Genomic DNA, 2,194 nt, shown 5'->3' with positions numbered 1-2,194 from the left:
CATCCACCCTGCCCTGCTGCCGGCATTCAAGGGCCTCGACACCCATGTGCGCGCGCTGGCCGCCGGCCTGCGCATCCATGGCTGCACCGTGCATTTCGTCACGTCCGAGATGGATGACGGCCCGATCATCGCCCAGGCGGCCGTGCCGGTGATGGTCGGCGACAATGCCGATATGCTGGCCGCCCGCGTACTCAAGGCCGAGCATCGGCTCTATCCGCTGGCACTGGGACTCGTTGCTGAAGGCAAGGCACGCATGGAAGCCGGGCGCACCGTGCTYGCCCACTTYGCCGACGAYGCCGACAACGGCACCTCGGTGGTGATGGCGCCCGAYCCGCTGCGCGAGGARSSCGATCTSGAGCAKCTGGCKCGGATYACGCCCTGAGAGGCCTAGATTGGGGACGACAGCATGGCGAATAGCTTGGAGTCGCTAAATCAGACTCCGCGCCAGACCGAAACAGACCGGCTGCGCAGAGCTTGGCTGGAAGGACTGGAAAGCGGCCCATTCGATCCCTTCGACATAGAGGCGATCAGACAAAAGGCCCGCACTCGTCTGGCCAGTCTCCCTGGTCCTGACCAAAGCCGATGAAACAGCTGCTTCTGCTTCGCCATGCCAAATCGAGCTGGGACGACCCTGATCTCGATGATTTCGATCGGCCGCTCGCGGAACGCGGATTGAAGGCGGCCAAATTGATGGGGCGGGAGCTTGCGGCGCGCGACTGGCTGYCGGACCAGGTGCTGGTGTCGTCGGCGCTACGCACCTGTGACACCTGGCGGCTGGTCGCCGCGGAACTGCCGGCGCGGCCTCGGGTCGTGTTTGCCAATGCGCTCTACGATGCTTCGGCGGCGGATGTTCTGAGCCAGATTCGCCTGGCCGACCTGTCGAGCGGCTGCCTGGCGGTGGTCGGCCACAATCCGGGCCTGGAAGATCTGGCGAAACAGCTTGCCGATTCAGGCTCGGAGGCCAAAGCCCGCAAGAGGCTCGAGGAAAAGTTTCCGACGACGGCTCTTGCGCGCTTTGTCTTCGAGGGCGATTGGTCCGGCCTGTCGTCCGGGCGGCTGACGCATTGCCTGCGCCCGAAGGATCTGAACTAGAATCCTGCGGACAGGTGCGGCAGGCAAGCCCGCGGTCGAGACCTCAGTTGCCCCAGATGCCCTGACCGGGTTCCGGCCACTCGGTAGTTGTCTTCATCCTGGTATAGGCTGCCTTGTGCCCGGCCATATCCGTGTTCTTGACCGCGCCGGTGACGGCATGATCCACGCCGGCAACCGAAGCAACCGGCTGGTTGGCATTGTCGGAACCATAATGGTCACTGCCGGCAAAGGCGCCGCCGCTCGCAACTAGGATAGCGGCGGTAGCGAGAGCGATCTTGTTCATTTCAATCTCCTGTTTCATTCATTGGGCGGCGTCTTGGGAGGACGGTTCCGCTAAGGACAAGACCCGAGGCCATCCGGTTTTATTCCTGGAGGCGGAAACTTTCTCTGCGGGGCGCGACGACCGGCTGCTCCAACCGATGCCCGCCGGTGCCTGCCCTGTTGCGCAAAAAACAAGAGCGGCGGGCCGAGCCCACCGCTCTTTGTTATCGAGGACTGCTGCGAAGATCAGTGGGGCCTAGATGCCGTGACCTGTCGAGCGTTGTCTTAGTTGCCCCAATTGCCCTGGCCGGATTCCGGCTGGTTTGAATCGGGCGTCAGCTTGAAGCCGTGGTGCTCGACCTGCTTGCGGGTCGAAGCCGTATAGCTGTGGTCGATATTGCCTGCGGGTGCGGTGACTGCAGCCTGATTGTCGGTAGCCGAGTGATAATTGTCGCTGCCGGCGAAGGCGCTGCCCGTGGCAACGAGGATGGCGGCAACGGTAAGTGCGATCTTGGTCATTTTCTTTACTCCAGTATTCCTGGTTCTGTCCGTCTAGTGGCGTGCCCTTGGGAGGAATTTCGCGTCGCTCGGACAGGCTGGAAGTGGGTTTTTCGTTCGCCGACTTCCAATCACGAAGATGTGCCATCACGCCCCGGATCCACATCTTGAACTTCGGCCAGGGGATCAATGGCGAAGAATTTTATTGAACAATATCATTGTGTTGCAGGATAACTACCAACGCACGGTGCGGCGATTCACTGAGCGGACGTCGACCGTTCGTTCACGGTTCGTCAACATAACTTGAACCGATCGGTTCGATTTTGGATCGGCACACCTGAGT

Annotated in this window: 4 protein-coding genes; 2 read left to right on the top strand and 2 right to left on the bottom strand. The window is 61.5% G+C overall.

Features of this window, described 5'->3' with window-relative positions:
* Nucleotides 1–382 (top strand): phosphoribosylglycinamide formyltransferase (gene purN, locus AC1DX0_RS34930; protein ID WP_477358959.1); only part of this gene is annotated, 382 nt, incomplete at its 5' end.
* Nucleotides 383–582: 200 nt separating this feature from the next.
* Nucleotides 583–1,092, top strand: coding sequence for a SixA phosphatase family protein (locus tag AC1DX0_RS34925; RefSeq protein WP_477358956.1), 510 nt, complete (start codon nt 583–585; stop codon nt 1,090–1,092).
* Between the two features lie 43 nt (nt 1,093–1,135).
* Here AC1DX0_RS34925 and AC1DX0_RS34920 read toward each other — a convergent pair whose 3' ends face one another.
* Both AC1DX0_RS34920 and AC1DX0_RS34915 read right to left on the bottom strand, forming a co-directional pair.
* Nucleotides 1,136–1,375, bottom strand: a complete 240-nt coding sequence (locus AC1DX0_RS34920; RefSeq protein ID WP_477219304.1) for a DUF680 domain-containing protein — start codon at nt 1,373–1,375, stop codon at nt 1,136–1,138.
* 263 nt (nt 1,376–1,638) lie between these two features.
* Complete coding sequence (locus AC1DX0_RS34915) at nt 1,639–1,872, bottom strand: DUF680 domain-containing protein (protein ID WP_477219305.1); 234 nt, start codon at nt 1,870–1,872, stop codon at nt 1,639–1,641.
* Nucleotides 1,873–2,194 lie beyond the last annotated feature (322 nt).

Source organism: Mesorhizobium sp. P3_A9 (genome assembly GCF_056402975.1).
Note: the sequence above shows the minus strand (reverse complement) of the source record. Positions and strands in the feature narration are given on the sequence as shown.

Bases quoted from the DNA above. Each gene is read 5' to 3' on its own strand.
- AC1DX0_RS34915 (WP_477219305.1), bottom strand. From the start codon at position 1,872: ATGACCAAGATCGCACTTACCGTTGCCGCCATCCTCGTTGCCACGGGC.
- AC1DX0_RS34920 (WP_477219304.1), bottom strand. From the start codon at position 1,375: ATGAACAAGATCGCTCTCGCTACCGCCGCTATCCTAGTTGCGAGCGGC.